At 67.5% G+C, this 26,386-nt stretch carries 24 protein-coding genes; 14 read left to right on the top strand and 10 right to left on the bottom strand.

Annotated elements, in window-relative coordinates; genetic code table 11:
* Positions 1 to 58 precede the first annotated feature (58 nt).
* A complete protein-coding gene (locus ACM6LU_RS12280) occupies positions 59 to 1,474 on the bottom strand; it encodes a hypothetical protein (RefSeq protein ID WP_414937737.1) in 1,416 nt (471 codons plus the stop codon).
* Positions 1,475 to 1,745: 271 nt separating this feature from the next.
* On the opposite strand from ACM6LU_RS12280, the gene ACM6LU_RS12275 reads away from it, so the two are divergent.
* Both ACM6LU_RS12275 and ACM6LU_RS12270 read left to right on the top strand, forming a co-directional pair.
* Positions 1,746 to 2,228, top strand: a complete 483-nt coding sequence (locus tag ACM6LU_RS12275; RefSeq protein ID WP_414937736.1) for a DUF222 domain-containing protein — start codon at positions 1,746 to 1,748, stop codon at positions 2,226 to 2,228.
* A gap of 124 nt (positions 2,229 to 2,352) precedes the next feature.
* On the top strand, positions 2,353 to 2,703 hold the full coding sequence (locus ACM6LU_RS12270; protein ID WP_414937966.1) for an HNH endonuclease signature motif containing protein: 351 nt from the start codon (positions 2,353 to 2,355) through the stop codon (positions 2,701 to 2,703).
* 223 nt (positions 2,704 to 2,926) lie between these two features.
* On the opposite strand, the gene ACM6LU_RS12265 is transcribed toward ACM6LU_RS12270, so the two are convergent.
* A complete protein-coding gene (locus ACM6LU_RS12265; RefSeq protein WP_414937735.1) occupies positions 2,927 to 3,910 on the bottom strand; it encodes a zinc-binding alcohol dehydrogenase family protein in 984 nt (327 codons plus the stop codon).
* A gap of 17 nt (positions 3,911 to 3,927) precedes the next feature.
* The gene (locus tag ACM6LU_RS12260; RefSeq protein ID WP_414937734.1) at positions 3,928 to 4,788 is read right to left on the bottom strand and encodes an NAD(P)-dependent oxidoreductase; all 861 of its coding nucleotides are present in this window, start codon (positions 4,786 to 4,788) and stop codon (positions 3,928 to 3,930) included.
* A gap of 50 nt (positions 4,789 to 4,838) precedes the next feature.
* Between ACM6LU_RS12260 and ACM6LU_RS12255 the strand changes: the two genes are divergently transcribed.
* The 10 genes from ACM6LU_RS12255 to ACM6LU_RS12210 all read left to right on the top strand — a co-directional run bounded on the left by ACM6LU_RS12255 (position 4,839) and on the right by ACM6LU_RS12210 (position 16,027).
* The gene (locus ACM6LU_RS12255; RefSeq protein ID WP_414937733.1) at positions 4,839 to 5,231 is read left to right on the top strand and encodes a MerR family transcriptional regulator; all 393 of its coding nucleotides are present in this window, start codon (positions 4,839 to 4,841) and stop codon (positions 5,229 to 5,231) included.
* Positions 5,228 to 5,707, top strand: coding sequence for a tetratricopeptide repeat protein (locus ACM6LU_RS12250; RefSeq protein ID WP_414937732.1), 480 nt, complete (start codon positions 5,228 to 5,230; stop codon positions 5,705 to 5,707). The genes ACM6LU_RS12255 and ACM6LU_RS12250 overlap by 4 nt, the downstream gene beginning before the upstream one ends.
* A gap of 41 nt (positions 5,708 to 5,748) precedes the next feature.
* On the top strand, positions 5,749 to 6,588 hold the full coding sequence (locus ACM6LU_RS12245) for an enoyl-CoA hydratase-related protein (protein ID WP_414937731.1): 840 nt from the start codon (positions 5,749 to 5,751) through the stop codon (positions 6,586 to 6,588).
* Positions 6,585 to 7,193 (top strand): acetoacetate decarboxylase family protein, encoded by a 609-nt coding sequence (locus tag ACM6LU_RS12240; protein WP_414937730.1) that lies wholly within the window; start codon positions 6,585 to 6,587, stop codon positions 7,191 to 7,193. Before ACM6LU_RS12245 ends, ACM6LU_RS12240 begins: the two co-directional genes overlap by 4 nt.
* A gap of 222 nt (positions 7,194 to 7,415) precedes the next feature.
* Complete coding sequence (locus tag ACM6LU_RS12235; RefSeq protein ID WP_414937729.1) at positions 7,416 to 10,382, top strand: ribonucleoside-diphosphate reductase subunit alpha; 2,967 nt, start codon at positions 7,416 to 7,418, stop codon at positions 10,380 to 10,382.
* 75 nt (positions 10,383 to 10,457) lie between these two features.
* Complete coding sequence (locus ACM6LU_RS12230; protein WP_414937728.1) at positions 10,458 to 11,534, top strand: ribonucleotide-diphosphate reductase subunit beta; 1,077 nt, start codon at positions 10,458 to 10,460, stop codon at positions 11,532 to 11,534.
* A 90-nt stretch (positions 11,535 to 11,624) separates the two neighbouring features.
* A complete protein-coding gene (locus tag ACM6LU_RS12225; protein ID WP_414937727.1) occupies positions 11,625 to 11,873 on the top strand; it encodes a hypothetical protein in 249 nt (82 codons plus the stop codon).
* Between the two features lie 150 nt (positions 11,874 to 12,023).
* Entirely contained in the window at positions 12,024 to 13,469 is a 1,446-nt protein-coding gene (locus ACM6LU_RS12220; protein WP_414937965.1) for a cytochrome P450, read from the top strand.
* 225 nt (positions 13,470 to 13,694) lie between these two features.
* A complete protein-coding gene (locus tag ACM6LU_RS12215) occupies positions 13,695 to 15,545 on the top strand; it encodes a putative bifunctional diguanylate cyclase/phosphodiesterase (RefSeq protein WP_414937726.1) in 1,851 nt (616 codons plus the stop codon).
* 17 nt (positions 15,546 to 15,562) lie between these two features.
* A complete protein-coding gene (locus ACM6LU_RS12210; protein ID WP_414937725.1) occupies positions 15,563 to 16,027 on the top strand; it encodes a peroxiredoxin in 465 nt (154 codons plus the stop codon).
* Here ACM6LU_RS12210 and ACM6LU_RS12205 read toward each other — a convergent pair.
* The 4 genes from ACM6LU_RS12205 to ACM6LU_RS12190 form a co-directional block, all read right to left on the bottom strand.
* Positions 16,014 to 16,544 (bottom strand): GNAT family N-acetyltransferase, encoded by a 531-nt coding sequence (locus tag ACM6LU_RS12205; protein WP_414937724.1) that lies wholly within the window; start codon positions 16,542 to 16,544, stop codon positions 16,014 to 16,016. The genes ACM6LU_RS12210 and ACM6LU_RS12205 overlap by 14 nt on opposite strands.
* An 84-nt stretch (positions 16,545 to 16,628) precedes the next feature.
* Complete coding sequence (locus tag ACM6LU_RS12200; protein WP_414937723.1) at positions 16,629 to 17,837, bottom strand: LCP family protein; 1,209 nt, start codon at positions 17,835 to 17,837, stop codon at positions 16,629 to 16,631.
* A 93-nt stretch (positions 17,838 to 17,930) separates the two neighbouring features.
* On the bottom strand, positions 17,931 to 19,193 hold the full coding sequence (locus ACM6LU_RS12195) for a class I SAM-dependent methyltransferase (protein WP_414937722.1): 1,263 nt from the start codon (positions 19,191 to 19,193) through the stop codon (positions 17,931 to 17,933).
* Between the two features lie 23 nt (positions 19,194 to 19,216).
* Positions 19,217 to 19,912, bottom strand: coding sequence for an alpha/beta hydrolase (locus tag ACM6LU_RS12190; protein ID WP_414937721.1), 696 nt, complete (start codon positions 19,910 to 19,912; stop codon positions 19,217 to 19,219).
* 130 nt (positions 19,913 to 20,042) lie between these two features.
* Between ACM6LU_RS12190 and ACM6LU_RS12185 the strand changes: the two genes are divergently transcribed.
* The gene (locus tag ACM6LU_RS12185; protein ID WP_414937720.1) at positions 20,043 to 20,771 is read left to right on the top strand and encodes a sugar isomerase domain-containing protein; all 729 of its coding nucleotides are present in this window, start codon (positions 20,043 to 20,045) and stop codon (positions 20,769 to 20,771) included.
* A gap of 247 nt (positions 20,772 to 21,018) precedes the next feature.
* Here the strand turns inward: ACM6LU_RS12185 and ACM6LU_RS12180 are convergent, their stop codons facing one another.
* Positions 21,019 to 22,884 carry an ABC transporter ATP-binding protein gene (locus ACM6LU_RS12180; protein WP_414937719.1) on the bottom strand — a complete coding sequence of 622 codons (1,866 nt, stop codon included), beginning with the start codon at positions 22,882 to 22,884 and terminating at the stop codon, positions 21,019 to 21,021.
* A gap of 148 nt (positions 22,885 to 23,032) precedes the next feature.
* On the opposite strand from ACM6LU_RS12180, the gene ACM6LU_RS12175 reads away from it, so the two are divergent.
* Positions 23,033 to 24,328, top strand: a complete 1,296-nt coding sequence (locus tag ACM6LU_RS12175) for a glycosyltransferase family 87 protein (RefSeq protein WP_414937718.1) — start codon at positions 23,033 to 23,035, stop codon at positions 24,326 to 24,328.
* Here ACM6LU_RS12175 and ACM6LU_RS12170 read toward each other — a convergent pair whose 3' ends face one another.
* Positions 24,329 to 24,538, bottom strand: a complete 210-nt coding sequence (locus ACM6LU_RS12170) for a helix-turn-helix domain-containing protein (protein WP_003071237.1) — start codon at positions 24,536 to 24,538, stop codon at positions 24,329 to 24,331.
* Between the two features lie 178 nt (positions 24,539 to 24,716).
* Complete coding sequence (locus ACM6LU_RS12165; protein ID WP_414937717.1) at positions 24,717 to 26,345, bottom strand: ABC-F family ATP-binding cassette domain-containing protein; 1,629 nt, start codon at positions 26,343 to 26,345, stop codon at positions 24,717 to 24,719.
* Positions 26,346 to 26,386 lie beyond the last annotated feature (41 nt).

Genomic DNA, 26,386 nt, shown 5'->3' with positions numbered 1-26,386 from the left:
ACCGCATGCGACGCGGTGAAGGGCCCCTTACCTGCATGTCATGCGGGGAAAGTCCCCTTCAGCCCCCGTAGAGGGAGCCGACCGCGGAGTGGACCGAAGTCGAGTACACGGGGTCGTAGGTGTGACGCCCGGTCAGGACGTCACCGCCCTTGCGGCCGTAGGTCCAGCCACCGTCGGCCTCGAAGCCGGGGTTCGCGACGTGGCAGCCGGTCAGGCTGATGTCGTCCATCCGGGCCGTGACCGAATAGCTGGTGACGGCCTTCTTCTCGTACAGGCGCAGGGTGAGCGTCGCCGACCCGCCGCTCAGGCGAGGGGTGATGTCGATCGGCGAAGAGGTGTACCACTCGGTCCCCTCGCTGGCGACGTCTCGCTCCCACACCTGCGTCCCGCCGACGATCGCCTGCTTCGCGTGGTAGCCGAGCGGGCTCGTGGCGGGCCGGTCGTCGGTGTGCCACACGACCATCCGGCAGGACGTCGACCCCGCGTCGAGGCGAACGGTCGCGCTGGCGGCCGCGTAGTCCCCCGCCGTCGTGGCGTTGTCGGGATGCACCGTGAACACCAGCGCACTGTTCCCGGTGTGCGCGACGCGTTCGTCTCCCGACTGCGCCCGTCCCGGCGTCAAGGACAGCGCGTATTGGATGACCCCGGCGAGCTTCCCGGCCGCCGCGTACTCCAGGCCGACCGCGGTCACCGTTCGGACGTACTCGACGTCAGGGGTGATCGTGGTGCGTGACAGGGTGGAGGCGTACACCATCAGAATGGCCTTGCGGCTCTTGCTCGCGAGTCGCGCGACGACCTGGTCCAGCTGCGAGCGGAGGCTCCCGGTCCACAACGTGTTGCGGTACGGGTCGTCACGGAACGGCAGGATGAGACTGTCGATGCCCGCGGCGTAGGAATCCACAAAGGACTGGGTGACGGCGTTGGCGTACACCACCGGGTAGAAGTCGAGCGACGGCTGGATCGCCCTGGCGGCGTTGCGCATCTTGGCCGTGTAGGTCGTGTTGAACGTGCTCGTGTTGGCGTTGAAGTCGTCCATCGCCCAGGCCTTGAGCACCGGATACCGCACCGAGAGCCGGGCGATCGCCTGTCCCCACGCGACATAGTCCTTCTTGTAGGGCAGATACTCCGCGCAGCTCGTGCCGCCGGGACACTCTGTCGGTGGGACAAGGTAGACCCAGACCGCGAGGCCGCTCGCCTGGGCGGCGGGCAGGAACTCCTGCTCCAGATCGGCCCAATCGGTGGACTTGTTGACCAGGAACGCGTACGTGTCCGCGTTCATCGCACGGAGCCGGTCCACCGTCGCTTTGGCGTCGACGTGCCCGTCGGCCTTGCGAACCGGATTGGCGTAACTGGCGCGGATCCCCTGCGCGGGCACCGCCTCGGCGGGCAGCGCGAGCAGCGAACCCACGAACGCGAGCAGCAGCGCGACCACGGACCATCTCGCGGCCTGCCGTGAGGACAAGGATGTCGTCATGACCCCGGAGCCTGCCTGGATCGCGCATAAGTTCCGTACACGCCCGATCGCGGCGGTCCGAGTCGATGCCGGAGTTCGTGAGTGGCAGGCCGCGTTCACTGTGGATCCGTCCCGGCACGCATTTTTGCCTTCCTGGCCCGCCATTACCGCCCGCACGACTCTGCGTAGTTCATTCACCGTCTTTTGTTCCCCATCGAGTGAAATGGTCCGCTCGGGATCGCTACGCAAATCGTGCTAGCACAGGTGTTCGAACAGGGGTATTGTTGATTCTGTGGCCAGCGAAAACAGTCCTCAGACAGCGTGCACCGAGTGGTGGCGTGCTGATACTGCGGCGCTGCATGTCCGTAAGCAGGAGATCGAAGTCTTGAAGCGGCGATTGGACGCGGAGCAGTATGCGATTTTGGCGGAGTTGAATGCGCGTGGGGTTCGTGGATGCTATGGGCATTCGACGTTGGCGGGCCTGATTTTTCAGGACTTTCAGGTGTCGCAGAAGGAGGCCAGTGCCCGTGCCGATCGGGCGCTTGCCCTTCATCCCGGGGTGGTCGGCGGTGGGGATATGGCGCCGCCGTTGGCGCCGTTGACCGCTGAAGCTGCGGCGGAGGGCGCGATCGGGGGTGGTCAGATCGACGCGGTCATCGGCGCGCTGAGTCGTGTCCCCTCGTTGGTGCCCGCCGAGGACGTGCGGGCCGGGCCGAAGGAGATCGCCAAGGCCGGTCGTCGGATGCTGGACAGGATGGACCCCGACGGTAGATAACCCCGTAACGAAGACCCCCAGGACACCCGTCCGGAGTTGCGGTTCGTCAAACACCGTGATGGCACGCTCGGGTTCGCGGGAACCTTGAATCTGGAAACCTACGCCCGGTTGAAGTCCGACCTCGATCCGCTGGCCAAACCGCACAAGGGACAACCGCTGGACGTGGGACGCTCCAGCCGTTCCGTCACCACCCCGGCAGAAACACGCGCTGAAAATCCGGGACGGCGGCTGCGCGTGTCCAGGTTGCGCCATACCGGTCCAACGGTGCACGGCGCATCATCTGGTTTTCTGGCGGCACCGCGGCGAAACGAAAACCGACAACCTCGTGCTCCTCTGCACGAGACACCATCGGCTGATCCACAAAAGCGAATGGAAAGTCCAGATCACCCAAGACGGGCTACCGGAATTCATCGCACCCACCTACCTCGACCCAAGCGGGGAACCGAGACGCAACACCATGCACCTACGGACATAGACCGAAAGCCTTCCCGAACTGGGACTGCGCCTAGCGTCTCTCAAAGCGTGCTTTCAGATTTCCGAGGCCTCCGGCCGGAAAACGCACGCTCGTGTCCTCGCCCACCCTGCCAACCCCAGTTTGAGAGACACGCCCTTGCCACCTGCCTGCAACAACCAAGGCAGACGGCCACAAACCGAGCAAGCCGCCAAACGAGGTCGCCCAAGCGACTACGAGCCCAGCGTCAACGCACCCGGACGACCAGTTTCCCCACCGCTTCCCCGGCCTCCATCACCCGATGCGCCTCCGCGATCTCCTCGAACGCGTACACCTGATGGATCGTCAGCGGTAGCCGTCCGGCCTCGACCAAGTCGACATAGCGCTGAAGCGCCTCAGCGGGCAGGTCACTGCTCTCGCCGCCGTACGCGGTGAGCCGGACACCGTTCGGGATCACGGCCATCGGGTAGAAGTCCGGGATCGACCAGACGTCGCTGAGCATCCCGGTGAAGCACACGGTCCCGTGCACGGCCGTCGCGCGCAGCGTGTCCGGCAGGACGTTGGTGCCGACCAGTTCCAGTGCCGCGTTCACCCCGCCCGGCACGATTTCGCGCACCGCGCCGGTGATCGAACCGTCGTCCACCAGCGGGTGATCGACGCCGAATTTCCGCAAGACATTCAAACGAGCAGGGTTCCGCGTGGTCGACAGGACGGTCAGGCCCTGTTCCTTCGCCAGCACCGCAGCCGCGACGCCGATCGACGACGTCCCGCCGCGGATCAGGATCGTCTGCCCCGCGCGGATGTCGAGCCCGGCGTACAGCGAGCCGTGCGCGGTCTGCAGCATCTCCGGCAACGCCCCGAGCGTCGCCCAGTCCAGTTTCGTGCGCACAGGGATCACCGAGGAGGCGGGCACGGCGGTGTATTCCGCGTAGCCACCGTCGAAGGCGCGCCCCATCCCGCCCATCATGGCGACGACGGTCTGTCCCACCGGGAACTCCCCGCCCGGCGCCGCGTCGACGGTCCCGACGGCCTCGATCCCCGGCACGATCGGAAACTTCGCGTTCGTGGCGACACCGGTGCGCAGGTGGTACTCGGACCGGTTGAGCCCGAACGCCTCGACCTTGACCCGCACCCAGCCGTCGCCGACCTCGGGCACCGGGACGTCCTTGATCCGCAACGCCTCGGGCGGGCCGGGTCCGTCGAGCACGATCGCACGCGTGTCGGCGCCCAATCCGACCCGCCTGACCTTTATTCCCCCGCCCGCTCGAACTCCCGGATCAGCACGGGGTACTGCTCCCCGCCGTGCCCCGCCGCGATCGCGCGGTCGGCCATCGCCTTGATCAGCTTCGGCAGTTTGGCGTTCACGCCCAGCGCTTCGCTCTCCTCGACCATATGCGCCATCGCCCGCGCGTCGGTCTCCAAGGCGGACACCTCCGCCGGGAACGAGCCCTTGTCGACCTGCTCGGCGTAACCGGGCAGCCAGCCCGCCACGCCGACAGCGATCTGCTGCGCGAAGGGCGCGTACGTCGCGGCGTCGACACCGGCGGTCCGGAGCATCGCGGTGCCCTGCAGCCACGCGTTCAGGACGCTCCACATCATCGCCAGACCCGCGACGTCGTACAGCGAAGCCAGCCCGGGGTCGGCGCCGAGGTGACTGATCGTGCCGAGCGCGCCGAGGTCGAAGTCCGGCGCCGGGCCGCTGAGCAGGATCACCGCCTCAGCGGTCCCGATCGATGAGGGGATGGCCATGATCGCGCCGTCCAGATACCGGGCACCCCGTTTTTCGGCCCAGACGGCGGTTTCCCGCGCTTGGGCGGAGTCACCCGAGGTCAGGTTGACCAGGGTCGTGCCCTCCAGCCCGGCGTCGCCGAGCAGGTCACGCACGGCCGGGTAGTCGGTGAGGCACACGATCGTCACGCCGCCCGCCTCGAGCGCGTCGCCGATCGTGGGCGCGAGCCGCGCCCCTTCGGTCACCAGCGAACCGGCCTTGGCGGCCGTCCGGTTCCACACGGTCGTGGGATGCCCGGCTTTCAGGAACGCGCGGGCGAGCGCTTGGCCCATCAGTCCGAGGCCGAGAACCGTGATCGGGGTATTTTTGTTGTCAGGCATGGCACCATCGTCAACGTTGATACCGGTATGAAGGTCAAGTGGGGAAAGCGATGAAGATCGGGGAACTGAGTCATCGGACGGGCGTCAACGCCCATCAGTTGCGCTACTACGAGGCCCATGGCCTGCTGGAGGCGGACCGCGGCACGAACGGCTATCGCGAGTACGACGAGACGGCCTTGCTGCGGGTGAAGCAGATCCGGCATCTGCTCGCCGCCGGCCTGTCGTCCGAGGACATCGCGTATCTGCTGCCCTGCGCGGTCGGCGAGAAGCCCGAGCTGATCGGCTGCCCCGAGTTGCTGGCCGCGATGCGGGAGCGGCTGGGACGCCTGGACGAGCAGCTGGCCAAGCTCGCGCGTTCACGTGACGCGCTCGCCGACTACATCGTCGTGGCCGAGCGCGTCGGTGGCGAGACCTACCCGCCTTTCGACGGCGCCGCCGCATGAGCGAGACGCAGGAGGCGATCCGGCTCCGGGAAGAGGGTACCGACGACGCGCGACGGCAACTGGTCGCGTTGTCCGAACGGAACCCCCGCGACGCCGTGATCGCCTATCAGACAGCATGGGCACACGACTCCGCCGGGCTGGAGGCCGAAGCAGCCCCCTTCTACGAGCGGGCACTCAGCGGTGACGGTCTGTCCACTGAGGACAGGCACGGCGTGTTCGTCGGGCTCGGCAGCACGTATCGCGTCCTCGGCCGGTACGACGAATCGCTCAAGACCTTGCGCCGCGGCCTCGACGAGTTCCCGGAGGACGCGGCGCTGAAGACGTTCCTGGCGATGGCGCTCTACAACGTCGGCGAGGCGCGCGACGCGGCGGGAACGCTGCTGAAGGTGCTCGCGGCGACCAGCACCGACGCCGGGGTCCAGCGGTACCGGCGAGCGGTCGAGTACTACGCGGATCATCTGGACGACGTCGAGTAAGCCTTATTGACACCTTGTCAACATAGCCTTACTTTCACGTCATGAGCGCGTACGCCGAAATCACCTACGAGGTTTCCGACCGCATCGCGACGGTCACGCTCAACCGGCCCGAGGCCCGCAACGGCTACACCATCCGCATGGCCGACGAACTCGGCGACGCGATGGACCGGGCCGACCGCGACGAAGACGTCCGGGTGGTGATCCTGACCGGCAACGGCAAGGACTTCTCGGTGGGCGCCGACCTTTCGCAGGGCGGTTTCGACTTCGATCCGGAGTCCGGCCCGGACGCGGCATGGCAGGAGCCGGCGGGACGCTGCTCGAAGCGGATCTTCACGATGAACAAGCCGGTGATCGCGGCCCTGCGGGGCGCGGCCGTCGGCGGCGGCGTCACGATCACACTGTCGTGCGACTACCGGCTGGCGTCCACGGATTCGCGCTTCGGCTTCGTGTTCGTCCGCCGCGGGATCTACCCGGAAGGCGCGTCCGCGTGGTTCCTCCCCCGGCTGGTCGGGATGGGCACGGCACTCGACTGGATGATCAGCGGCCGGGTTTTCGGCGCCGAGGAAGCGAAAAGTGCCGGACTGGTCCACAGTGTTCACGAGCCCGGCGAAGTGCTCGCCAAAGCCCGCGAACTGGCTTTCGAAATCGCCATGACCACGGCTCCCGTCTCGGTCGCGGTGACCCGCCAGCTGCTGTACCGGATGGCGAGCGCCCCCTCACCGTTCCCCGTGCACGAACTGGACTCCCGGCTGATCGGCGGCCTGGGCACCAGTCCGGACGCGATCGAAGGAGTCATGTCCTTCCTGCAGAAACGACCACCGGAGTTCTCCATGCGCGTCGACACCGACCAGCCCGCCTACCTGCCGTGGCGGAACGCGTGACCGCCTATCCCCCGGAGCCGTGGAACCTGGCGGGCCAGGCGTACCTGTCCGTCTGGCGTGTCCAGGTGAGCGAACTGCCCGAGTTGCCCGACGGCGTCGAACCGGCCGTGGCGGGCGGCCGCGCGCAGGTGTTCGCCGCCTGGATCGACTACCAGGAGCCAGGGCAGCTCCGATATCACGAGCTGCTGGCGGCGGTCGCGGTCCGCGGCAGGCGTCTCTCCAGTTCGATCACCGACATCTGGGTCGACAGCGAGGTCTCGCTCGCCGGCGGGCGCGCGCTGTGGGGCATCCCGAAGGACCTCGCCGCGCTCGACTTCACCCACGGGCGGACCTTCACCGCCTCAGCGACCACCCAGGAGGACTGGATCGCGACGGCCGCCTTCACCGCTCGGCCGAGCCTCCCGGTGAGGATGCCCGCCGCCTTCGACGTCATCCAGATCCTGGACGGACGTCTCAAAAGGAGCCCCGTCCGGGCGAAGACACGCTCACACCCGGCGGCCGCGGACTGGCGGATCAACGAGGCCGGGCCACTCGGCTTCCTGGCCGGTCAACGGCCAGTTCTGAGCGCTCACCTGCGTGATTTCAAGATCGTTTTCGGCGGCTGAGCAGCCGCTGAGCGTGATCGCCTAACCCGCCAGGGTGAGACCACGACACGCCACCCATTGGGGCACGTGCAGCCTCCAACCCCTACATGTAGTCTCTGAGAACCGGCACCGCCCAGCGACGGGGAGACCGCTCGGGAGCGGTTGCCGGACAGATTCGTGAACCTGCAGCACACGGCCTTGCCAGGCCGCGTGCCGTTCCAACGCGCCCTCTTGGAGACACGCATGTCAGTGGAAACCGGCCAGCGGCCACCCTCGTCTTCGGACGCCACGCCCGCGACCGTGCGAGTCATCCGGCGGGACGGCAGCGTGTCCCCCTTCGACGCGAACAAGATCTCGGTCGCCGTGACCAAGGCCTTCCTCGCCGTCGAAGGAGGTGACGCGGCCGCCTCGTCGCGAATCCACCACCTGGTCAACGAATTGACCGAGCAGATCGAGGCCACCCTGCTCCGCCACGCCGGCCCTGAGACCGCCCTGCACATCGAGCAGATCCAGGACATCGTCGAGCTCGCGCTGATGCGCGGCGAGCACCACAAGGTCGCCCGCGCGTACGTCCTCTACCGCGACGAGCGCGCGAAGGCCCGCGAGTCCGAGAAGCCCGCGTCGTCCGACGTCGCCATCAGCGTCAAGGCCGCCGACGGCACCATCCGCCCGCTCGACTGGGCCCGCGTCTCGCACGTGGTCGGCGAGGCCGTCGCCGGACTCGACGACGTCTCCGCGGAGCCGGTGCTGGCCGAGGCCAAGCGCAACCTCTACGACGGCATCAGCGCCGACGAACTCGCCCTCGCCCAGATCATGGCCGCGCGCGTGCTCGTCGAGCAGGAGCCGAACTACTCCTATGTCAGCGCCCGGCTGCTCGCGGACAAACTCCGCGGCGAAGCGCTCACCTATCTCGCGGGCTCGCCGCAGCTGGCCAGCCAGGACGAGATGACCGCCCGGTACCCGCAGTACTTCCGCGACTACCTCAAGCGCGCCATCGAGCTGGAGCTGGTCAACCCCGAGCTGCAGACGTTCGATCTGGACAAGATCACCGCGGCCATCCACGCCGAGCGTGACCTCGACTTCGGCTTCCTCGGCCTGCAGACCCTGTACGACCGGTACTTCCAGCACCACGACGGCGTCCGTTTCGAGCTGCCGCAGGCGTTCTTCATGCGCGTCGCCATGGGTCTCGCGATCCGCGAGGACGACCGTGAAGCCCGCGCGATCGAGTTCTACGAGCTGCTCTCGTCGTTCCACTTCATGGCGTCCACCCCGACGCTGTTCAACTCGGGCACCACCCGCCCGCAGCTGTCGTCCTGCTTCCTGACCACGGTGGACGACGACCTGGACTCGATCTTCCAGGCGTACAAGAACAACGCGTTGCTGGCCAAGTACTCGGGCGGTCTCGGCAACGACTGGACCCCGGTCCGCGGCCTCGGCGCGCACATCAAGGGCACCAACGGCCAGTCGCAGGGTGTCGTGCCGTTCCTCAAGATCGCCAACGACACCGCGGTCGCGGTGAACCAGGGCGGCAAGCGCAAGGGCGCGGCCTGCGCGTACCTCGAGACCTGGCACGTCGACATCGAGGAATTCCTCGACCTGCGCAAGAACACCGGTGACGACCGTCGTCGTACGCACGACATGAACACCGCGAACTGGGTGCCGGACGAGTTCCTCCGCCGCGTCGAGGCCGACGCGCAGTGGACGCTGTTCTCGCCGAACGAGACCCCGGACCTGCACGACCTCTACGGCACCGCGTTCGCCGAGCGCTACCGAGAGTACGAGGCCGCCGCCGAACGCGGTGAGCTGAAGGTGTTCCGCAAGATCCGCGCGGTCGACCTGTGGCGCCGCATGCTGACCATGCTGTTCGAGACCGGCCACCCGTGGATCACCTTCAAGGACCCGTGCAACCTGCGTTCGCCGCAGCAGCACGTGGGTGTCGTGCACTCGTCCAACCTGTGCACCGAGATCACGCTGAACACCACCACCGACGAGGTCGCGGTCTGCAACCTCGGCTCGGTGAACCTGCTCAAGCACGTCACCCCCGAAGGCCTGGACACCCAGCGCCTCGAGAAGACCGTGCGCACCGCGGTCCGCATGCTCGACAACGTGATCGACATCAACTTCTACACGATCCCGGAGGCGCGCCGCTCCAACCTGCGCCACCGCCCGATCGGGCTTGGCCTGATGGGCTTCCAGGACGCGCTGTTCGAGATCGGCGTGCCGCTGTCCTCGGACGAGGCCGTCCAGTTCGCGGACACCAGCATGGAGCACATCAGCTACTACGCGATCTCGGCATCGACCGACCTCGCCGAGCAGCGCGGCCAGTACCAGACGTTCGAAGGTTCCTTGTGGAGCAAGGGAATCCTGCCGATCGACTCGCTGCAGCTGCTGATCGACGCACGACAGGGCGACGCGCTCGACGTCGACACCTCGTCCACTTTGGACTGGGCGCCGCTGCGTGAGCGGGTCAAGACCGTCGGCATGCGCAACTCCAACGTGATGGCGATCGCACCGACCGCGACGATCTCCAACATCTGCGGTGTCGGGCAGTCGATCGAGCCGCTGTTCCAGAACCTGTTCGTCAAGTCGAACATGTCCGGCGACTTCACCGTGGTGAACCCGCACCTGGTCCGCTCGCTCAAGGAGCGCGGGCTGTGGGACGAGGTCATGGTGTCGGACCTGAAGTACTTCGACGGCAGCCTCGGCCAGATCGACCGCGTGCCGGACGACCTGAAGGCGCTGTACGCCACCGCGTTCGAGATCGAGTCGAAGTGGCTGGTGGACGCCGGTTCGCGTCGTCAGAAGTGGATCGACCAGGCGCAGTCGCTGAACCTGTACATCGCGGCGCCCAGCGGCCGCAAGCTCGACGAGCTGTACCGCTACGCCTGGCACAAGGGCCTCAAGACCACGTACTACCTGCGAGCGCGGTCCGCGACGCACGTGGAGAAGAGCACCCTGCGCGGCACCGACGGCAAGCTGAACGCGGTCTCGGCCACCCCGGCCCCGGCCACACCCAAGCCTGCCGCCGCCGCTCCGGCTCCCGCCGCGGTCTCGCCGTCGCCTGCCGCCGCTGTTCCCACGGTGCCGGTGACCGCCCCTGCCGCCAAGCCGGAGCCGAAGGAGATTCCGCAGGTCTCCGACGTCGACTTCGTCGCCACCGACGGCGCCGCCTGCCGCATCGACGACCCCGACTGCGAAGCCTGCCAGTAGACGCCCTCGTGAGTGGTAAGGGCGGTTCTAACCGTCCTTACCACTCACGACCCCCTCGTGAAGTGAGCCTCTTTTATGACCACCTTTGACGCCTCCGCCGACGCCACCGGCCTCGGTGAGATCGAAGTCGGCGCCGCCCGGATCAACGTCGACGACAAGCGGATGATCAACGCCCGCGCCGACGTCAACCAGCTGCTGCCGATGAAGTACACCTGGGCCTGGGAGAAGTACCTCGCCGGCTGCAACAACCACTGGATGCCGACCGAGGTCGCCATGCAGGCCGACATCGCGCTGTGGAAGTCGGCCGACGGCCTCACCGAGGACGAGCGCACCATGCTCAAGCGCAACCTCGGCTTCTTCGCCACCGCGGAATCGCTGGTGGCCAACAACATCGTGCTCGCGGTGTACCGGCAGATCACCAACCCCGAATGCCGCCAGTACCTGCTGCGCCAGGCGTTCGAGGAGGCCGTGCACACGCACACCTTCCAGTACATCTGCGAGAGCCTCGGCCTGGTCGAGGGCGAGCTGTTCAACATGTACCGCGAGGTCCCGTCCATCTCCGAAAAGGACGCGTGGGCGCTGAAGTACACGCAGAACCTGGAGAACCCGGATTTCGAGACCGGGACCCCGGAAGCCGACCAGAACTTCCTGCGTGACCTCGTCGCGTTCTACGTGATCTTCGAGGGCATGTGGTTCTACACCGGCTTCGCGCAGATCCTCTCGCTCGGCCGCCGGAACAAGATGATCGGCATCGCCGAGCAGTACCAGTACATCCTGCGCGACGAGTCGATCCACCTGAACTTCGGCATCGACTGCATCAACCAGATCAAGATCGAGAACCCGCACCTGTGGACCGAAGCGTTCCAGGCCGAAATCCGCGGCATGCTGACCGAGGCCTGCCGGCTCGAGGTCGCCTACGCCCGCGACACCATGCCGCGCGGCATGCTCGGGCTCTCGGCCGAGCTGATCGAGCAGTACATGCACTTCATCACCGACCGGCGGGCGCAGCAGATCGGTCTCCAGCCGATCTTCGGCGAGACGGAGAACCCGTTTCCGTGGATGTCGGAGGCGATGGACCTCAAGAAGGAGAAGAACTTCTTCGAGACCCGCGTCATCGAGTACCAGTCCGGCGGGGCCCTCGACTGGGACTGATCACGTGAGTTGTCCGTCTGGTCACGCGAGTTCGCCATCTGGTCACGCGAGTTGTCCGTCTGGTCACGCGAGTTCGCCATCTGGTCACGCATGGCGTCCGGTTCATCACATGTCCAGCGGGCCAGTAGCGCGCCTGAGTACGTTTTAGGGTGCTACTGGTACTCGCCGCGGGTTCCCGACGTCGACGAGGTCAGCGGGCTGCTGCGGACCGCCGTGCCCGCCGGGTGGATCCGGGTCAACCCGGACTGCGGCCTGAAGACCCGCGGGTACGCCGAGGTCGAACCGGCTCTGCAGAACCTGGTCGCCGCCGCGAACACGCTCCGCTCCGAACTGGCCTGACCCGTCGGGAAAGGGTCTTTCAGGACGGAACACGTCCTGAAAGACCCTTTCCTGACACTCTGAGCAGATACACCCGCCGGAGTATTGTCAACCTGTCAACAAGGGTGCGAAGGTGGAGTGGTAGCCGATCTCACCGGGGAGATGGTCACCATGGGGAAAACCGTCGAAAAGGTCACCGGGGCGCTGCGTGAGCGGGTCCCGCCGCTCACCTCGATCCCGTTGCCGCGTTCGGTCGACCAGCGCTGGCTCGGCGCGACCTGGCCGGTCCGCGAACTCGCACCCGCCCCGCCGGGCCTCAAACCCGTCCTCGGCGACGAAGGCCCGCCGGTCATCGGACACGCGCTGGACTTCATGCGCTTCGGCATCGAGTTCGGCCTCAAACGCTACGAGACCTACGGCCCAGTGTCGTGGATGGGCGCGTTCGGCCGCCGCATCGTCGCCCTCTCCGGTCCCGAAGCCACCCAGATCGCGCTGGTGAACAAGGACAAGGCCTTCTCCCAGGAGGGCTGGAAGTTCTTCATCGAGCAGTTCTTCGACCGCGGCCTGATGCTGCTCGATTTCGGCGAGCACCACCTGCACCGCCGGATCATGCAGGCGGCGTTCACCCGGCAACGGCTCACCGGCTACGTCGACCGGATGGGACCGGCGCTGCGCGAAGGCGTCGCGGCATGGGCGGACAAGCCGAACCCGCGGGTCTACTGGTCCCTCAAGCAACTCACGCTCGACGTCGCGACGCGCGTGTTCATGGGCATGCGTTCCGGCGACGACTCGGCCTCGATCAACCGCGCGTTCGTGAATTCCGTGCGCGCGGGCACGGCCATCGTCCGGTTCCCCGTCCCCGGCGGCCGTTGGGCGGCTGGTTTGCACGGTCGCAAGGTCCTCGAACGCCACTTCGCGGCGAATCTGCCCGCGAAACGGCGAAGCGACGGCGACGACCTCTTCACCGCCTTGTGCCACGCCACCACCGAGGACGGCGACCGCTTCACCGACTCCGACGTCGTCAACCACATGATCTTCCTGATGATGGCCGCGCACGACACGTCGACCATCACCAGCGCCGCCGCCGTCTACCACCTCGCCAAGAACCCCGAGTGGCAGGAACGCGCGCGCCAGGAGTCCCTCGCGCTCGGCGACGACGTGCCGGACATCGAAGCGCTGGAGACCCTGACGACGCTGGATCTGGTGATCAAGGAATCCCTGCGGATGGTGGCCCCAGTGCCGTCGCTGGCCAGGAAAACCGTGAAGGACACCGAGGTTCTCGGGCATTTCATTCCTGAAGGGACACTGGTCGGGGTCTCCCCCACCGTCAACCATTTCGCGCCGGAGCACTGGACTGACCCGATGCGTTTTGACCCGGGCCGTTTCAGCGCGGAGCGCCGCGAAGACAAGTCGCACCGCTACGCGTGGATGCCCTTCGGCGGCGGCGCGCACAAGTGCGTCGGCCTGCATTTCGGGACGTTCGAAGTGAAGGCGCTGCTGCACGAGATGCTGCGCGCGTATCGATGGTCGGTCCCGGCGGACTACACCGCGCGTTGGGACTACGTCTCGCTGCCCGTCCCGGCGGACGGCCTGCCGATCCGGCTGACACCCTGTTGATTCAAGACCGGGCTGAATCCCGACCAAAGGGACAACCACGATCGAGTACTCTTGGTAACTTCCGGTCACCACTCGTGTAGTGGTGATCACCCTTTCAGCCGGTAGACACCCCGTATCGCGCATGATGCCGTGGCACTACTCCCGGTCGGCTCGTACCTAGTGTGGGCCTTTGAGCTCGGACACCCCGTCTGAGCTGGCCATCAACCGCGCATGAAGAGGTGAAGTGTGCCTGAGCCTGGTGCTGCACCAGGGTTGGTGGACGTCGCTCGAAGATGGGCCGCGACGCTCGCTGACACTAAAGGAGTATCGCTTCCCCAAGAGCAACTCGAACAGCTCCTGCTCGGCGTCGCCAAGGACGCCGTGCGGACCGAGCCCGACCACAAGCCCGCTCTGTTGCGCTTCTCCAAACTCTATTCCGCCTCTCCGGTCGGAATCGCGCTCGCTGATTCCGACGGCAGGATCGTCGAGGCGAACGCCGCGCTCGGCAAACTCCTCGGCTGCCGCCCCTCGACGCTGCGCGGGCGGACCATCCCCGAACTCGGCTCCACCGACCACGACGTCACCCGGCTGCGGAACGGGCTCTCCCAGCTCAGGCAACTCGACCGGCCGGCGCAGCAGGAACGCCTGCTGCTGGACCACAGCGAGGAAGGCGCGCTCTGGGTCGACGTGACCCTGACCGACCTTCCCGGTGACCGGCCCGACTCGACCTACCCCGTGCTGATGGTCGCCGACGCCAACGAGATCCATCTGCTGCAGGAGCGACTGCTGCACCAGAACGTGCACGACCCGCTGACCGGACTGCCGAACGCCACCGCGTTCGACAACGCCCTCGAAGCCGCGCTGGCCGGTTCGGGCAGTGAGCAGGTCGCTCTCGTCTACCTCGACGTCGACGGTTTCAAGGTGATCAACGACGGTCTCGGCGCCGGTGTCGGCGACCAGGTGCTGCGCGGGGTCGCCACCAAGCTCAAGTCCGTGTTCGCCGGCAGGCACAACGGTTCCGTCGCCAGGCTGTCCGGCGACGGGTTCGCCGTCCTGCTGCGCGGTGAATTCACGTCGCCGCAGGTGATCGCGCTGGTCGAGCAAGCGCTGGAAGAGCTGGTCGAGCCGATCTACCTCGGCGGGCACGGCATCGGGGTCAGCGCGAGCGCCGGCATCGTCGTCCGCCCGGTCACCGACGGCGGGCCGGAAGACCTTCTCCGGGCCGCGGAGATCGCCCTGCACCGCGCCAAGGAGGCAGGCAAGGCGCAGTGGATGCTGTTCGACCCGGAACTCGACGCGCGCGACCGCGGCCGTTACCAGCTCGGCGCGGTCATCGCGGGCGCGCTGGAGAACGGCGAGTTCTCGCTGATCTACCAGCCGACGGTCAAGCTCGCGAACCCGGATCAGCTGGCCGCGGTCAACGCCGGGCTGCGCTGGAACCACCCGGAGAGGGGCGAGCTGGACTCCGACGAGTTCTACCCGCTGGCGCAGACCACCGGGATGACCATCCCGCTCGGCCGGTGGCTGCTGGCGGAATCGCTCGCCGCCACCGCGCGCTGGCGGAACAGGTTCGGCGAGGCCGCCCCGGACGTCTGCGTGCGGCTGCCGAACCGGCTGGCCATCGACCCCGATCTGGTGCTGCTGATCAAAGAACAGCTCGACCGGCACGACCTTCCCGCACAGGCACTGCGGCTGTGCACCGACCGCGAGTCCGTCCTCAATCCGCGGGGCAGTGAGGTGCTGGACTCCTTCGCCGTGCTCGCCGATCTGGGCGCCCAGCTGGTACTGACCATCTCCGGCTCGGCCGATCTGGAGCTGATCCCCCAGCATCGGCTGCCGGTCCGCCACGTGATCCTCTCCGGTGCGGTAATCGACGCGCTGGCCGACGGTGAGGACGAGGCCGACGTCCGCCACCTGTGCCAGTTGGTCGCCAGGGCCAAGGAACTGAAGCTGCGCATCGGCGCGGAAGGCGTCCGAAGCCACGAACAGGCCGAGCGGCTGCGACGGCACGGTGTGCTCGCGGCGCGCGGCTCGTTCGTCGCCGATTCCGCGACCGGGGACGAGGTCGACGAGCTCATCGAACGGCACGCCCACTGACGTGACAGGATCCGTCCATGGACCAAGGTGACATCGCCCCGGACTTCACCCTGCCCGACGACAAGGGTGCGGAGCGCACGCTGTCGGACTTCCTCTCGTCCGGCCCGGTCGTGCTGTTCTTCTACCCCGCCGCGATGACCACTGGCTGCACGGCGGAGAGCTGCCACTTCCGCGATCTCGCCGCGGAATTCGCCGAAGTCGGCGCGCACCGCGTCGGAATCAGCCCGGACGCCGTCGCCAAGCAGCAGGAGTTCTCGGCCAAACACGGTTTCGACTACCCGCTGCTGTCCGATGTGGACGGTGTGGTGGCCAGGCAGTTCGGCGTATGGCGCAAATTCAGCCCACTGCACGCCAAACGGCACACGTTCGTCATCGACACCGACCGCAAGGTGCTCGAAGTGATCAAGAGTGAACTGAAGTTCACCGTGCACGCCGACAAGGCGCTGGCGTCCTTGCGCGAGCGCAAGACTAAGGACGCTTGAGCCGCCAGACCCGGTGGACGCCCGCGCAGGCGGGGGCGAACGGCGGTTCGGCGGCCTCTTCGCCGATCATCGTGAACCCCAGTCGCGCGGGCACGGCGCCGCTCGCGACGTTCTTCTCGTCGTGCCGGATCTCGACCTCCGGCGCGCCGAGACGGAAGGCCTCGGCAATCAGCAGCCGCGCCGCTCTGGTCACGAAACCACGCCCGGTGTGGTGGCGGCCGAGCCAGTAGCCGATCTCGATCCTGCCCGGACGCGTCATCATGCCGGTGCCGCCGACGACCTCACCTTCGGCGAAGATCGCGAAGTCGTAGGTCTTGCCTTCGGCCCAGTTGCGCGCCGCGCTCTCGAGGAACTCCTTGGCCTCGGGCTCGCCGTAGCCGCCGGTGGCCCAGATCATCCAGGCACCGAGGTGCGCGGCGGAGTCTCCCGCGACGGCCGCCAGGGTGTCGAGCTGTTCCGGCTTCCAGCGGCGCAGGACGATGACGTCGTCACTGAGGGTTTCCGCGGGGGCTTCCATCGGTCCATGGTGACTTACCGGCGCTGCGGGCGCCTCCCGTTTTCGCGCCGGTCTCGGACCATGAGAGACCGCTCCCCCAGACGATCAGGTCAGGATCGCGCTGTCCGGGATCTCCGTGTCGTTCTTCAACGCGTCGAACAGCAGCTTCGACTTCGTCTTGTCCCAGTTCTCCGCCGACCCGCTCGTCACCGGGACCGTCGTGGTGACGACGCCGCCCGACGAGATCCCGCGCATCGCCAGCGCCAGACCCACCAGGTTGTGCACGTGGTCGCCCGAATCCATGGTCAGCGCGTCGGGCGCGGTCGACAGCAGCGGGAACAGCGAGAACGGGTTCAGCAGCGTGCCGGGGCTGCCGATCTCGCTGACCAGCGCGCCGATGAACTTCCGCTGGTTGGCGACGCGGTCGAGGTCCGACCGCGGGGTGGCCGCGCTGTGCCGCATGCGGACGAATCCGAGCGCCTGCGGGCCCTGGAGGTCCTGGCATCCCGGCTCGATCTTGATCCCGGTGAGGGTGTCCTGCATCGGCTTCTCGACGCACATGTGGACGCCGCCGATCGCGTCGACGATCTTGGCGAATCCGCCGAAACCGATCTCGGCGTAGTGGTCGATCCGCAGGCCGGTGGCGCCTTCGACGGTCTGCGCGAGCAGCGCCGGGCCGCCGATCGAGAACGCGGCGTTGATCTTGTTCGTCCCGTGTCCGGGGATCTTCACCTGGGAGTCACGCGGCAGGCTCAGCAGGGTCGGCTTCGTGCTGTTGTCCGGGATGTGCGCGACCATGATGGTGTCGGTGCGCCTGCCACCGCCGGCGGCCTTGCTGTCGCCGGTGACCAGCTTCTCCTGCTCCTCGGGGGTCAACCCGTCCCGGCTGTCGGAGCCCACGATCAGCCAGTTGGTGCCCTCGGCCGCGGCGGGACGGCCGGAGTAGTCGGCCAGCGCGTCGACGCGGTTGATCGAGAACTCCAGGTACACCCATACGCCGGCGAGTAACACCACGAACACGGTCAGCAGCGTGAGCAGCACCTTGCCGAAGCCCAAGCGCTTACGTCGCCGCGGCGGGCGCGCACCGTCGGCGGGACGGCCGGGAGGGGGCTGCGGAGGGCCTGGACGGCGCGGAGGCGGGCTCGCGGGGCGCTGCTCGCCACGCGAACCCATCGGCCGCGTCCGCTCGTCGTACGGGCTGGTACCCCGGCCAGGCAGCGGCATCATCTGCGCCGGCTGGTGCTGTCTGGGGCGGCCGGACGGCGGCCGTTGTGGCGGCATCCGTCGCCCTCGGTCGTCGCCTCCATACGTCATGCCGAATCACCCGTCCCGATATCGCGTGTGGGCCCAGTCAACCGCAGACCCTAGGTGAAGGACGTACGGCACCCCGCATCGGTTGGGTGGCGTTCACCGTCCGTTTTCGGCGAATCCGAACTGGTGGACCTTGAGATATCCCGACCGGAACCCCGCCTCGGAGTAGGCCAGGTAGAACTCCCACATCCGCTTGAAGCCGTCGTCGAAGCCCAATTCGGTGATTTCGTCCCACCGCTGGGTGAACTTCTCCCGCCACAACCGCAACGTGTGGGCGTAGTCCTGGCCGAACTCGCGCACTCCTTGCAGTTTCAGCCGCGTGTGCTCCAGCATCCCTTGCTCGACCGAGGTGGTCGATGGGATGAGGCCGCCGGGGAAGACGTACTTGTGCACCCAGGTGTACGAACGGGCCGCGGCGAGCATGCGTTCGTGGTCCATGGTGATGGCCTGGAGCCCGAACCGGCCGCCCGGCTTCAGCCGCTTCCCGATGGTCTCGAAGAACGTCGGCCAGTACGACTCGCCGACGGCCTCGATCATCTCGACGCTCACCACGGCGTCGTACTCGCCGGTGGAGTCTCGGTAGTCGCACAGTTTCACGTCGACGCGGTCGGCGTAGCCCGCCGCCGCGACGCGCTCGGTCGCCAGCGCCGCCTGCTCCGCGGAAATGGTCAGTGACGTGACCTTCGCCCCACGCGCCGCCGCGCGGATCGAGAGTTCGCCCCAGCCCGTGCCGATCTCGAGCACCGTGCTGCCCTCGCGGACACCGGCGTAGTCGAGGACGCTGTCGATCTTGCGGTGCTGGGCGGTGGTGAGGTCGTCGTCCGGGCCGAACAACGCCGACGAATACATCATCGACGGGTCGAGGAACGCGCCGAACAGGTCGTTGGACAGGTCGTAGTGGCGGTGGATGTTCGCCCGCGACCCCTCGATGGTGTTCTCCTCGTCCGCCGGGTGACCGCGGTCGACGAACCGGCGGAATCGTTGCAGCAGCGGCGGAATGAGCGTCGCCATCCGCTCCGCGAACGGGGTCAGCACCTCGGCGAGCGCGTCACTGGTCCAGTCGCCGACCATGTAGGCCTCGCCGAAGCCGATCTTCGCGTCCACGCCGAGGCGGTGGAAGAAGGCCGCGGGACGGTTGACGCGCATCTCGGGCGCGTCCGGGCCGCCGGAGCCGAGCCAGGAACCGTCGGGCATCCGCACGCGGACGTTCAGCGGGCGCACGGCTTGCCGGAACAGCTGCTCGGCGATCCGCGCGCGAAAAGGCGAATGCGGCGGGGTGGCCAGGCCCGGCCACCGCGATTCGTCGGGTGTGGGCAGGCGGGACGTGCCCGTCGTCCGGTCGATACTCGATGTGGACATAAAGGTGCTTCCTCCAGCCCGGTCTAGACCGGGATCCGCAGCCGCTCGGAACTCGGCCGACCCCAGGCCGCGCTCAGCGTTTCGTCGCTTCCGCCGGCTTCGACCAGCTCAAGGGTGAAAGCCCGCACGAGACGGTTCCAGACGCGGGACCTCCGTAGCATCGCGTGCCCTTCGCCATCGATTTCGAATCGCGCGGACCGCGATGTCACCTTCGCGGCGCGTTCCGCGAAAGCGTGTGAGGCCACCGGATCGGTCATCCGGTCCTTGGTCCCGTGCGCGATGAGCACGGCACGGCCTTCGACGGCGCCGACGGGTTCACCCGGTGGTGTCCACGGCGCCAGCCCGCACACCCCGATGACGGCGGGGTCGTCCGCGACGCGCAGCGCGACCCGCCCCCCCATCGAATGGCCGACGAGGATCACCGGCACGCCGGGGTGATCCACCTGGATTCGTTTCAAGGCCCAGCGCGCGTCGGCGATCGCGTCGGTACCGTGGTCGTTCCAGCCGTAGATCCGGTTGCGCAGGAGCCGCACCTCGACCCCGTGCTCCCGGCCCGCCCGGTGGATTTCCTTCGCCAGCGGAACCATCCGCTGATATGCCAGCCGCCACGGCGCCACACCGGCATGACTGTGCTCCGCACCGCCGTGCAGCACCACCACCACGGCTTTCACCTGGCCGCGTGCTCGCCAAGTCCGCACCGCGGGATCAGCCTCGCTCACCCTGGACCCTCCAGTCTCCGAAACCCGGCCGTAGCGAACGGGTCAACCTCGATCATGACCCGATGCATTCCACTTCTGCCATTGGTCCACGCGATACATTCGTCGCTGATCTCCAGACGGAAGGGCGGATGTGGTGAGCACCACCGAACGTTGTGCAGACGTCGCCGAGCGGCTCGCGAAGGCCGAACGGGGCAACGCGGAGCAGATCCGGAAGTCGGCCGAGCTGATACTGGGGGTCATCCGGGCCGACGCCCTGGTGTTCACCGCCGGGGCCGGGCATTCGCTGGCCGCGGTCGCCGAGACCTTCTACCGCGCGGGCGGGCTCGCCTGCGTGTACCCGGTGTACCACCCCGAACTGCTGCCGCTGCACGGCGCGCAGCACAGCACCAAGACCGAGCGCCGCTCCGGACTGGCCGAAGAGGTGCTGGCCGAACGCGCGCCGGGACCGGACGACCTGCTGGTGGTGTTCTCGACCTCGGGTGTCAATCCGTACCCGGTCGAACTGGCCGCCGGGGCGCGGGCACGCGGGGCGTCGGTCATCGCGGTGAGCTCGGCGGCGTCCGTGGCCGCGGCGCCGAAGCGCGCGGCGACGACGTTGATCGAAGAGGCCGGCATCGTACTGGACTCCCACGTCCGTCCCGGCGACTCGAGCTACCCGCCGGACGCGCCGCGGACCGCCCCACTGTCCACAGTGATCAACGCGTTCCTGTGGAACCTCGTTCTCGCCGAGGTCGTGGACCTCGGTGCGGCGCAGGGTGTCGACATCCCGCTGTGGCGCAGTTCCAACGTGGACGGTGGCGACGAGGCCAACGCCGCGCTGCTGGCCAAGTACAGCGCGCGGGTCCCCGCTCTCCGGTAGTCGCGACCCTTCCACGGTTGGATACCGACTGTTCGGTTTCCAGGAAGGTCGCGCTCATGGGACTTCCGAGATTCAGGGTGGCGGGACGATCCGCGGAAGATGACGCTGGTGAACGCGACCGCGTGCGGGCTGAAGGGGACTTTCCCCGCATGGCATGCGGGGAAAGCGTCCTTCACGTGGCAAGGCCCCCTTCCTTGCGTCTAGCGCATGGAAGGGGGCCTTCATGTACTTGGGGAGATGAAGGGGGTCACACCGCCGCAGGCTCCTCCGAGAACTGCGTCAGGTACAGAGTCGCGTAGCGCCCACCCCGACCGAGAAGCTCTTCGTGCGTCCCTCGCTCGACGATCTCCCCGTGTTCGACGACCAGGATCTGGTCCGCCGCCCGCACCGTCGACAGCCGGTGCGCGATGACCAGCGCGGTCCGCCCCTCGAGCGCGTCGGTCAGCGCCTCGCCGACGGCCGCTTCCGACTGCGAGTCCAGATGCGCCGTCGCCTCGTCGAGGACGACGACCCTCGGCTGCGCCAGCAGGAGCCGGGCGATGGTCAGCCGCTGCCGTTCGCCGCCGGAGAGCCGGTAGCCCCGCTCCCCCACCACGGTCTCCAGCCCGTCCGGCAGCTCCCGGATCAGCTCGGCGAGCCGGGCGCGGTCCAGCGCCGACCAGATCTCGGCGTCGGTGATACCGGGCCGCGAGTATTCGAGGTTCGCCCGGATCGTCTCGTGGAAGAGGTGCCCGTCCTGCGTCACCACACCGACGGTTTCCCGCAGTGAAGCGAAACTCAGCTCACGAACGTCCACATCGGACAGCCGGACGGAGCCGGCGTCGACGTCGTAGAGGCGCGGCAGCAGTGAGGCGATCGTCGACTTGCCCGCACCGGAAGAACCTACCAGCGCCACCATCTGCCCCGGTTCGGCACGAAAGCTGATGCCGTGCAGCACCTCCTCACCGCCCCGGTGGTCCAAAGTGGACACGTCCTCCAGTGACGCCAGCGAGTACCGGTCCGCCGCGGGGTAGCCGAACCGGACGTCGGAGAACTCCACCGCGACCGGGCCTTCCGGTAGTTCGCGCGGGGACGGTTTCTCTTCGATCATCGGCTTGAGATCGAGCACTTCGAAGACCCGCTCGAACGACACCAGGGCGGTCATCACGTCCACCCGGACGTTCGCCAGCGCGGTCAGCGGCGAGTACAGCCTGGTCAGCAGCAACGCCAGCGCCACGACGGTGCCCGGCGCGAGCGCCCCGGTCATGGCGAGGTATCCGCCCAATCCGTAGACCAGGGCCTGCGCCAGCGCGGAGACCGTGGTCAGACTGGTCAGGAACCAGCGCGTCAGCATCGCCGTCCGCACCCCGATGTCACGCACTCGCCCGGCCCGCGCGCCGAAGTCGCCCACTTCCCGCGCCGGGTCGCCGAAGAGCTTCACCAGCGTCGCGCCGGGCGCCGAGAACCGTTCGGTCATCTGCGTGGTCATCGACGCGTTGAGCTGCCCGGCCTCCCGCTGCAGCCCGGCCATCTTCCGGCCGAGCCGCCGCGTCGGCAGGATGAACACCGGCAGCAACACCAGCGCCAGGAGGGTGACCTGCCAGGACAGCGTCATCATGACCACCAGCGACAGCACCAGCTGGATCACGTTGGTGACCAAACCGGACAGTGTCGCGGTGAACGTCCGCTGCGCGCCGATGACGTCGTTGTTGAGCCTGCTCACCAGCGCGCCGGTGCGGGTGCGCGTGAAGAACGCGACCGGCATCCGCTGGACGTGCCGGTACACCGCGACCCGCAGGTCGAGGATGATCCCCTCACCGATCCTCGACGACTGCGCCCGTTCCGCCAGCCCGAGTCCGGCGTCGATCAGCGCCAGCGCGGCGATCACCACGGCCAGCCACACCACCAGCGAGACGTCGTGGCCGCCGACGATCGTGTCGACCACCTTCCCGGCCAGCACCGGCGTACTCACCGCCAGCACCGCCGAGACGACGGTGAGCGCCAGGAATATCAGCAGCCTTCGCCAGTGCGGCCTGGCGAACCTCGCGACGCGGCGGAGCGTCCCCTTGTGCAGCCCTTTCGGAACGTCGGCCGACTTCATCGCCGAGTTCATCAGCGTCCAGGTGTTGTCCATGGAATCCCTCTCCTCGCCCCCAGCAAACCTCGACATTGGTCGAGATTTTTCCCGGATACAACCAGCACCAACACCGAAGGACACCGGATTCTTCCCGATTCCCGCGTCCTCTTTCCGGTGGAAATCGCCGCGTCGGTAACCTGAGCCGGTGACCAAGGACTCGCGACAGCTGACCATCGACCTGGTCTTCTACGCCGGCTGCCTGCTCTTCGCGGGAATCAACACAGCCGTCGCGGAGTTCTACGGATACCGCGTGTGGGCCAATTTCGCTGTCGCAGGTTACGGCCTCGCCGTGGTCCACACCAGCTGGCTGATGATCGCCGCCCGGCGCGGCAAGCCCCTCTCCGGCGCGCTCGGCTCGCGGTGGATCGGTATCGGCGTCATCGGCTTGTTCGCCATGATCCTTCCGTTGGGAATGCTCGTCATTCGCCGTCTGACCGGAGTGGACTGGCTCATCACCCCGAACTCGTGGGCCGCTCAGCCCGAGGTCTGGGTGATCGAACGGTCGGCGAAACTCCTCCTGGAAAACGGAACCCCGTACGTCGACGTCACCGCGCTCGGACGCGCGGTGGAAGTAAACGATTACACACCATACGGTCCGGTAATGACCGTCTTCGGCCTGCCGCGAGCCTTGTTCGGCGGCGGACCGGTCGCCGACGCCCTCACCGACGCACGTTGGATGTTCGCACTGGCGGCCGTCGCGTGTGTCCTGCTGACACTGCGGCTGCTGAAGTGGCCGAAAATCCCGGTGAGCGCGGCACAACTCGCGCTCGCGTGCCCGTTGACCGCGCTGACCTGGGCCGTCGCCGGCCCGGATCTGGCCATCGTCGGCCTGCTGGTGCTTTCCGTCGCACTGGCCACGACCGGCCGCACGGTCTTGTCGGGTCTCGTGCTGGCACTGGTGATCAGCGCGAAACTCATCGTCGCGCCCGCGGCGGTGGTGCTGGGTGTCCTCCTGCTCACGCGGCGTGGCCCTCGCGCACTGGGCGGATATTCCGTGGCACTCGTGGTGACGACCGCCGTCCTGCACGTACCGGTGTATCTCGTGGACCCGAAAGCGTTCATCGAGCACGTCTTTCGGTTCCCGCTGGGAATGGGCGTGATCGAGTCACCGGCGGCGAGCCCGTTGCCGGGGCATCTCATCGCCTCGTTCGGCCCTGTCGGCACGGCGGTTTCCTTCGCCCTGCTGGGGCTCGCGGCGGTCGCGATCCTGGTCTGGCTGGTGCGCCGTCCCCCCGCGACCGGTTCGGACGCACTCTTGCGTATCGCCGTCGGGCTCGGCGCGCTGATCCTGCTCACTCCCGCGACCAGGTACGGCTACCTGGTGTATCCGCTGGTCCTGCTTGGCGCCAGGCTGATCTTCGCCTCCAGCGAATCCCGCGAAACAGCGGTCCCCGGAAAGGGAACTGCGCCCCCCGCGCAGCAGTCCGCTACTTCTTCGTAGCTACTTCTTCTTGACCCTGGTGGCACCGCCACGGCCACGCAGCTGGACACCGGACTCCGAGAGGACCCGGTGCACGAACCCGTACGAGCGACCCGTGGACTCCGCGAGGGCGCGGATGCTCGAGCCCTTCTCGTATTTCTTCTTCAGGTCAGCGGCCAGCTTGTCACGCGTGTTGCCGGTGATCCGCGCGCCTTTCTTGAGATCAGCCACGTCGATCGCCTTCCCGCCGAGAGTGTTCTGGGCCACATTGCGGCCCCTGTCGCCGCAATGATCGAACACTGAGCGCCGGAATGCCAGACGACGAGCGCAAAACTGCTGAAACCGCGATCACATTGGGCCATTTCAGTGGCCGGATGGCATCGATCAAGCACCCGAACGGACGCAGAGCTCACGCAAGCTGGACAAGTTCCAGATAATCGGCGGACCAATGGTCCTCGGTTCCATCCGGCAGCAGGATCACGCGTTCCGGCTCCAGCGCCTCGACCGCGCCAGGGTCGTGCGTCACCAGGACGACGGCTCCGGCGAAGCTGCGTAAAGCGTCCAGGACCTGGGCACGGCTGGCCGGGTCCAGGTTGTTCGTCGGCTCGTCGAGCAGCAAAACGTTGGCAGCGCTGGACACCAGACCGGCCAGGGCGAGCCTGGTCTTCTCGCCGCCGGAAAGCGTGCCTGCGGTCTGATCGAGCTGCTCGCCGGTGAAGAGGAACGACCCGAGAAGGTTCCGCAACTCCTGCGCGCCCGTGTCCGGCGCGAGGTGCCGGATATTTTCCCACACGGAAGCATCGTGGTCGAGCGTTTCATGTTCCTGTGCGTAATAGCCCAAACGCAATCCGTGACCCGGAATGGTCTCGCCGGTATCCGGAGTTTCCATTCCGCCGAGTAGCCGGAGCAAAGTCGTCTTTCCGGCACCGTTCAATCCGAGTACGACGACCTTCGAACCGCGATCGATCGCGAGATCGACCCCGGTGAAGATCTCGAGCGAACCGTAGGACTTCGAGAGCCCCTCCGCGGTGAGCGGGGTCCGGCCGCACGGGGCGGGCTCGGGGAACTTGATCCTGGCGACCTTGTCGGCCTGACGGGTGTCGTCGAGCGCGGAGAGCATCTGCTCGGCGCGGCGGGCCATGTTCTTGGCGGCCACCGCTTTCGTCGCCTTCGCACCGAGTTTCGCGGCCTGCTGCTGCAGCGTGGCCGCCTTCTTCTCGGCGTTCGCACGCTCGCGGCGGCGGCGCTTCTCGTCGGTGGCCCGCGCGTCGAGGTAGCGCTGCCAGCCCATGTTGTACAGGTCCAGCTCGCTGCGGGTCGCGTCGAGGAACCACACCTTGTTGACCACGTCGCCGAGCAGTTCGACGTCGTGGCTGATCACCACGAGACCACCGTCGTGCTGCTTCAGGAAGCCGCGCAGCCAGTTGATGGAGTCGGCGTCGAGGTGGTTGGTGGGCTCGTCGAGCAGGAGGATCGTCTCGGATTTGCCGCCGGCGCCCGCCTCGGCCGCGGCGAACAGGATCCTGGCCAGCTCCACGCGGCGGCGCTGTCCACCCGAGAGGGTCTGCAGCGTCTGCGTGAGCACGCGGTCGGCGAGGCCGAGGTTGGAGCAGATCCGCGCGGCCTCGCTTTCGGCGGCGTAGCCACCGAGTGAGGCGAACCGCTCTTCGAGGCGGCTGTAGCGGTTGATCGCCTTGTCGCGCTCCTTGTCGTCCGCCAGCTCCGACATCGCGGTCTGCGCCTTTTCCATGTTGCGCATCAACGAGTCGAGGCCGCGGGCGGAGAGCACCCGGTCTTTCGCGGTGACGGACAGGTCGCCCTCACGTGGATCCTGCGGCAGGTAGCCGAGCGCGCTGCTGCGGCGGACCTCGCCGGCGTGCGGCTCACCCTCCCCCGCCAGCACCTTGAGCGAGGTGGTCTTGCCGGCGCCGTTACGGCCGACCAGGCCGATGCGGTCGCCCTGCTGGATGCGGACGTTGGTTTCGTCGAGCAGAATGCGCGAGCCCGCGCGCAGCTGCAGGCCAGAGGCCGTGATCACGGGAACTCCCGGTGAAAGGGGTGGATGAGTGGACAGCTTCG

Source organism: Amycolatopsis sp. cmx-11-51, from assembly GCF_047608665.1.
Taxonomy (GTDB): domain Bacteria; phylum Actinomycetota; class Actinomycetes; order Mycobacteriales; family Pseudonocardiaceae; genus Amycolatopsis.
Note: the sequence above shows the minus strand (reverse complement) of the source record. Positions and strands in the feature narration are given on the sequence as shown.